This window comes from Streptomyces albus subsp. chlorinus (genome assembly GCF_013302895.1).
Lineage (GTDB): Bacteria > Actinomycetota > Actinomycetes > Streptomycetales > Streptomycetaceae > Streptomyces > Streptomyces chlorinus.
Map to the genome: position 1 here is coordinate 709107 of NZ_VJOK01000001.1, position 6682 is coordinate 715788.

6 protein-coding genes are annotated in these 6682 nt (G+C 75.8%); 2 read left to right on the top strand and 4 right to left on the bottom strand.

What is annotated here, in order from left to right:
• A partial coding sequence (locus tag FM076_RS03275) for an ROK family protein (RefSeq protein ID WP_345944873.1) occupies nt 1-876 on the bottom strand: 876 nt, incomplete at its 3' end.
• Nucleotides 877-893: 17 nt separating this feature from the next.
• On the opposite strand from FM076_RS03275, the gene FM076_RS03280 reads away from it, so the two are divergent.
• Both FM076_RS03280 and FM076_RS03285 read left to right on the top strand, forming a co-directional pair.
• Entirely contained in the window at nt 894-2150 is a 1257-nt protein-coding gene (locus FM076_RS03280) for an MFS transporter (protein ID WP_173868437.1), read from the top strand.
• Between the two features lie 90 nt (nt 2151-2240).
• Nucleotides 2241-3077, top strand: coding sequence for an alpha/beta fold hydrolase (locus tag FM076_RS03285; protein WP_173868438.1), 837 nt, complete (start codon nt 2241-2243; stop codon nt 3075-3077).
• A 52-nt stretch (nt 3078-3129) separates the two neighbouring features.
• On the opposite strand, the gene FM076_RS03290 is transcribed toward FM076_RS03285, so the two are convergent.
• The 3 genes from FM076_RS03290 to FM076_RS03300 form a co-directional block, all read right to left on the bottom strand.
• Nucleotides 3130-3795 carry a response regulator gene (locus FM076_RS03290; protein ID WP_173868439.1) on the bottom strand — a complete coding sequence of 222 codons (666 nt, stop codon included), beginning with the start codon at nt 3793-3795 and terminating at the stop codon, nt 3130-3132.
• Nucleotides 3792-5000, bottom strand: coding sequence for a sensor histidine kinase (locus tag FM076_RS03295; protein WP_428815132.1), 1209 nt, complete (start codon nt 4998-5000; stop codon nt 3792-3794). Before FM076_RS03295 ends, FM076_RS03290 begins: the two co-directional genes overlap by 4 nt.
• Nucleotides 5001-5359: 359 nt before the next feature.
• Complete coding sequence (locus FM076_RS03300) at nt 5360-6640, bottom strand: geranylgeranyl reductase family protein (RefSeq protein ID WP_173874480.1); 1281 nt, start codon at nt 6638-6640, stop codon at nt 5360-5362.
• Nucleotides 6641-6682: the final 42 nt, after the last annotated feature.

Below are 6682 nucleotides of genomic sequence, written 5' to 3' on the forward strand. Positions count from 1 at the left end.
GGCCTCGCGCCCCGCGGCGGCCAGCAGTGCGGCGGGGTCGGTCTCCACGTCGAGGCAGCCGCGGCTGCCGCAGTGGCAGGGCCGCCCCCCGGGATCGACCGTCAGGTGGCCGACCTCCATGGCGAGGCCCGAACTCCCGGTGTGCAGCCGCCCGTCGAGGACCAGGGCACCGCCCACACCGTGGTGTCCCGTCCCGACGACGAGGAGATGGCGGGCTCCGCGGCCGGCGCCGTGGCGGTGTTCGGCCAGGGCGGCCACGTTGAGGTCGTTGGCGGCGAAGCCGGTGACCGGGGAGCCGTCGGGGTGGGTGACGCCCGCTTCGGCGAGGCAGGCGCGGAAGGTGTCGCGTACCGGGGCGCCCGCCTGCCAGGCGAGGTGCAGCGGGTTGAGCGCGGTGCCCTCGGGCTCGGCGACGGCGGAGGGCACGGCGAGCCCCGCGCCGACGCACCGCCGCCCCGACTCCCGCAGCAGCCCGGCCCCTGTCCGGACCACTTCGCTGATGACCTGGGCCGGATCGGCGTCCACGGTGCCGCAGCCGGGCGCCGTCGCCACGAGGTTGCCGCCGAGGCCGACGAGGGCGGCGCGGTAGCCGTCCGCGTGGACCTGCGCGGCCAGGGCCACGGGGCCGTCCGGGTCGACGGACAGCCGGTGGGAGGGGCGGCCCTGGGAGCCGACGGGGGCGGTGGGGTGGGCGTCGACGGTGATGAGCCCGAGCGCCTCCAGTTCCCCGGCCACGGCTCCCGCCGTCGCGCGGGTCACCCCCAGTTCGGCGGTGAGCACCGCGCGGGTGGGCGCCTGCCCGGTGTGGACCAGCTCCAGTGCGGGCCCGAGCGCCGAACGCCCTCGCTCCAGCCTTGTTGTACGGGTGTGGGTCACGCCTCTATTCTCTCTTTGTGCCGACACTAAACAAAATACGGTCGGCGCTTGCCGGTGCGACGGGGCACCGCGGATCGAACGCTGCCGCCTCCCCCCGCCCGGACCTGCGCCGCTTCCGCATCGCCCTGACCGCCTTCTTCGCTCTCGACGGTTTCCTCTTCGCCGGCTGGGTCGTCCGCATCCCCGCTGTCAAGGCGCAGACCGGCGCCTCCCCCAGCGCGCTCGGCCTCGCCCTGCTCGGTGTCTCGGCGGGCGCCGTGGCCACCATGATGCTGACCGGACGGCTCTGCGCCCGGCTCGGTCCCCCACGCGTCGTCCTGGGCTGCGGCGTCCTGCTGCCGCTGAGCGTGGCGCTGCCGCCGCTCACCCACTCGGCGCTCGCGCTCGGCCTGGTACTGCTCGTCTTCGGCGCCGCGTACGGAGGGATGAGCGTCGCCCTCAACAGCGCCGCCGTCGATCTGATCGCCGTGCTGCGGCGCCCCGTCATGCCCGGCTTCCACGCCGCGTTCAGCCTCGGCGGCATGCTCGGCGCCGGCCTGGGCGGCCTGGTCGCGGGCTGGTTGAGCCCGACCCGGCACCTGTCGCTGCTCGCCGTGGCCGGACTGGCCGTCGCCGCGCTCGGCACCCGGCCTCTGCTCGGCTTCCCTCTGGCACCCGCACACCGTACGGCACCCGACGGGGCCGGGACCGCCGCCCCGGCGGACTCCCCCCGGCCGAGTGGGCGGACCCGGTGGCTGGTGGCCGTCCTCGGCCTGATCGCCCTGTGCACCGCGTACGGCGAGGGAGCGCTCGCCGACTGGAGCGCCCTGCATCTGACGGACGATCTGGGGGCGAGCGCCGGACTGGCCGCCTCCGGGTACTCGGTGTTCGCCGCCGCGATGACCCTCGGACGGCTCTCGGGCACGCTCCTGGTGGAGCGGCTCGGCCCGAGCCGGGTGCTGATCTGGGGCGGCGCGCTGGGCTGCGCCGGCATGCTGCTGGGCTCGCTGGCGCCCTCGGTGTGGGCCACGCTGGCCGGTTTCGTCCTCACCGGGCTCGGGCTGGCCAACGTCTTCCCCATCGCCATCGGCCGCGCCGGCGACCTGGCGGGCCCCGGCGGTGTCGCCGCCGCCTCCACGTTCGGCTACGGCGGCATCCTGCTGGGCCCCGTCGCCATCGGCTTCCTGGCCGACTGGTTCTCACTGCCCGCGGCCCTGGCGACGGTGGCCGTCCTGGCGGCACTGGCCTCGCTGACGGCGTGGAGCGCGCGGCGGGCGGTACTGCCGGGAGGCTGAGGCGGCCACCAGGAGCGGTGGCCTGATTCTTGCGATTGTCGTCGGTCTGGCCCGTGTTGTGGTGTGCCGGAGCCGGGGACAGTGGCAGGCATGAACGTGAACTGGACGCTGGACCGTACGTACGCGAGCGCTCATGGCCAGGTGCGGTGGGCCGTGCTCGGAGACCCGGCGGACCCGCCCGTGGTCCTCCTCCACGGCACGCCCTGGTCCTCCTTCGTGTGGCGGGACATCGCCCGCGCGCTGGCGGGCAGCCACCGGGTCTTCGTGTGGGACATGCCCGGCTACGGCTCCTCGGAGAAGTACGAGGGCCAGGACGTCTCACTGGGCGCCCAGGGGCGGGTCTTCGTCGAACTGCTGGCGCACTGGGGGCTGGAGCGGCCGGCCGTCGTGGCGCACGACTTCGGCGGCACCGTCGCCATGCGGGCGCACCTGCTGCACGGCGTAGCGTTCGAGCGGATCGCGCTGGTGGACGTCACGGTGGCCTTCGACACCTGGGGCTCCCCCGCCTACCGGTTGATGGGCGCGCACCCCGGGATCTTCGCCCAGCTGCCGCCCGCGCTGCACAGCGCCCTCGTGCGCGCGTACATCTCCTCCGCCGCCCCCCGCGGCCTACGTCCCGAGGTGCTCGATCAGCTGGCCCGGCCGTGGCTGGAAGAGGCGGGGCAGCCCGCCCTCTTCCGCCAGATGGCCCAGAACGACCAGCGCTGGACCCGGGAGGCGGAAGCGCGGTACGGCGAGACGGCGGTGCCCGTACTCGTCTGCTGGGGCACCGACGACCCGTGGATCCCGGCCGGCAACGCGCACAAGCTCGCCGGCCGCATCCCCGGGGCCCGGCTCCACCTGATCGAGGGCGCCGGACACCTCGTCCAGGAGGACGCCCCGGCGGAACTGGCCGCCGTACTGGAACGGTTCGTGCGCGACCGGTGATCACCTAACGCTCATGGCGGGTGCTGACATCACGTCCATGGCGAGCGCTGCCTCAGCCCAGCCAGCCGGGCCGCACCAGACCGGACTCGTAGGCGAGCACGACCAGTTGGGCGCGGTCGCGGACGCCCAGTTTGACCATCGCGCGGCTCACATGGGTCTTGGCGGTGAGCGGGGAGACCACCAGGCGGCGGGCGATCTCCTCGTTGGTGAGCCCCATGCCCACCAGGGCCATCACCTCCCGCTCGCGCTCGGTCAGCCCGGACAGCCGGGCCGGGGCGGCCGGCTCCTTGGAGCGGGCCGCGAACTCCTCGATGAGCCGCCGGGTGACGCCGGGCGACAGCAGCGCGTCCCCGGCCACCACCGCGCGCACCGCCCGCACCAGTTCCTCCGGCTCGGTGTCCTTGACGAGGAACCCCGAGGCACCCGAACGCAGCGCCTCGAACACGTACTCGTCCAGCTCGAAGGTGGTCAGCATGACGACCTTCACCGCGCCGAGCCGGGGGTCGGTGGTGAGCCGACGGGTCGCGGCCAAGCCGTCGACGAGCGGCATCCGGATGTCCATCAGCACCAGATCCGGGGCCAGTTCGCGGGCCAGCCCGACCGCCTCCTCGCCGTCGGCCGCCTCGCCCACCACCTCGATGTCGGGCTGCGCGTCCAGCAGCGCGCGGAACCCGGCGCGCACCAGGAGCTGGTCGTCGGCGAGCAGTACGCGGATCACGGTGCCTCCTCCTGTCGTGGGGGCGGGGCCGTTTCGTCGTCCGGGCGCAGCGGGAGGGTGGCGTGGACCCGGAAGCCGCCGTCCGCACGCGGCCCCGCCTCCACCGTCCCCCCGAGCGCGGCGGCCCGCTCGCGCATCCCGATCAGCCCGTTCCCGCCCCCGGACGGCCCGCTCCCGGTCGCCGGTCCCTCGTCCTCGACGAGCAGCCCGAGCGTCCCGGTACCGTAGCGGATGCGCACCCGGGCGGTACGGGCCCCGGAGTGACGGACGATGTTCGTCAGGGCTTCCTGGACGATACGGAACGCCGCCAGATCGGCTCCCGGGGGCAGCGGCACGGGCGAACCCTCCGTGGTGGTACGCACCTCGAGCCCGGCGTTCGCGGCCTGCCCGGTCAGCTCGGGGAGCCGGCCGAGCCCGGGAGCGGGCGCGCGGGGCGCCTCCCCCGGGGAGCGCAGCGCGGCGAGCACCTGGCGCACCTCGCCCAGCGCCTCCTTGCTGGCCGCCTTGATGGTGGTGAGCGCGGTGCGGGCCTGTGCCGGGTCGGAGTCGAGGAGGGCGAGGCCGACCCCCGCCTGGACGTTGATGACGGAGATGCTGTGCGCCAGCACGTCGTGCAACTCCCGTGCGACGCGGAGCCGTTCCTCGCCGGCCCGGCGCCGCTCGGCCTCCTCGGCCTCCCGCCGCCGGCGCTCCCGCTCGGCGCGGCGCACCCGGGCCAGTTCCCCGGCCGTGCACAGCGCCACCATCCACACGGCCAGGAACAGGTCCGTGCCCCAGGAGCCCGGAGGGTCGCCGCCGGGCGGCAGCCGCCCGTACAGGACGTGCGCGACCAGCAGGTTCCCGGTCCACAGCAGCCCGAGCGCGCCCCACGTCGCGTACCGGTACCCGGCGACCAGCGCGGCGAAGCCCGCCACGACGACGCTCAGGAGGACCGGCCCGTAGGGGTGGCCGGCCGCCAGGTACGCCAGCGTCACCGCCGAGGTGCCCCACACCGCGGTACGCGGGAATCGGTACCGGACCAGCAGCAGAAGCGGTCCCAGCGTCAGCAGGGCCCGCGCCGCCCCGTCCAGGCCGACGGTGCCCGCCCGCTGGGCGTGCGCCGCGAATCCCGAACCCATGTGCTGCGCGGCCAGGACCGCGAGCGACGGGGCCAGGACGCGCCGCCACCCCGGGTTCCGTGGCGGCGGACCGGACCCGGTGGCCAGGGCACGGGTGCCGGGGCCGGAGCCGTGGGACCGGCCGGGGAGAACCGGGGGTATGGAAGAGCCGGAGGGTCCGGGATGTCCGGGGCTCCTGGGGTGTCCAGGGTCCCCGGGGCGTCCGTCGGAAGGCGGTGTGCTGGTCACTCCGCCACGCTAGCCGCGGCCGCGCGGCAGGACGTCGGCCGGACGCGGTGCCCGCGGCTACTCCCCGGGGAGTACGCGCCCCACTCCCCCTGTCCCCGTCCGGTCCCGCTCCGGCCCCGGGGCGGCGCGCCCCGGACGCGGGACGGCACTCCGGCCGGGGTGGCCGCCCGGGCGCGGCAGACCCCGGGCCGACGGCCGCGCCCGGCGGGCGGCCTCGCTCAGGCCGAGCGGCGGGCGGTCGTCTCGTCGCTGTCGGTGCTGCCGCCCCGCTCCGTGTCGTCGGCGGCGGCGTCGTTCGCCGTGCCGTCCTCGATGCCGTCGGCGCCGCCGTCCCGTTCGGCTTCGCGGCGGTCGAGGGTGTCCAGGGCGCGGCGCGCGAGGGGGTGCACGCGGACGACCTCGGCGAGGGAGGTGGCGCCGCGGGTGAAGCGGGCGAAGACGTTCCAGGCGGGGCGGAAGCCGGTGAGGGCCGCGTGGAAGAGGCCGGGGCGGCGGGAGAAGATGCGCAGCAGCCGGCGTCCCACACCCATCTCGACGCCGAGGCCGGCCTTGACGGCGAAGGCGTAGTTGAGGGCCTGGCGCCGTGCGTCCACCGCGTCGTGCGCCTCGGCGATCCTGACCGCCCACTCCCCCGCGAGCCGTCCGGAGCGCAGCGCGAAGGAGATGCCCTCGCGGGTCCAGGGCTCCAGCAGTCCGGCCGCGTCGCCGCAGACCAGGACCCGGCCCCGGGAGAGCGGCGAGTCGTCGGTACGGCAGCGGGTCAGATGGCCGGAGGAGACGCTGGGCTCGAACCCGGCCAGCCCGAGGCGGCCGATGAAGTCGTCCAGGTAGCGCTTGGTGGCCGCGCCCTCGCCGCGGGCGGAGATGACGCCGACGGTGAGGGTGTCGCCCTTGGGGAAGACCCAGCCGTAACTGCCCGGCAGCGGGCCCCAGTCCACCAGCACGCGGCCCGCCCAGTCCTCCGCGACGCTGGCCGGCACCGGGATCTCGGCCTCCAGGCCGAGGTCGACCTGGCCCATCTTGACGCCGACGTGCGCCCCTATCCGGCTCGCGCTGCCGTCCGCGCCGACGACGGCACGGGCGAGGACGGGCTCCTTCTCGCCCGCCAGGACGACGGCGACCGTGCGCCGGTCGGGCACGGCGGGGCCGTGCTGCTCGACGCGGGAGACGGTGACGCCCGTGCGCACCTCGGCCCCGGCCTCGACGGCGGACTCGACCAGCGCGTTGTCGAACTCGGGGCGGTTGACCAGGCCGAAGAGCATGGTGCGGGAGCGCCGGGTGCGGGAGAGCTTGCCGTTCAGCGTGAAGGTGACGGCGTGCACCCGCTCGCGCAGCGGCAGGTCGAAGCCGGGCGGGAGGGCGTCGCGGGAGGGGCCGATGATGCCGCCGCCGCACGTCTTGTAGCGGGGCAGCTCGGCCTTCTCCAGGAGCAGCACCTTGCGGCCGGCGACGGCTGCCGCGTAGGCGGCCGAAGCACCGGCGGGCCCGGCGCCGACCACGACGACGTCCCAGACGGGGCGGGTCCGCGCTCCCGTCCTCCG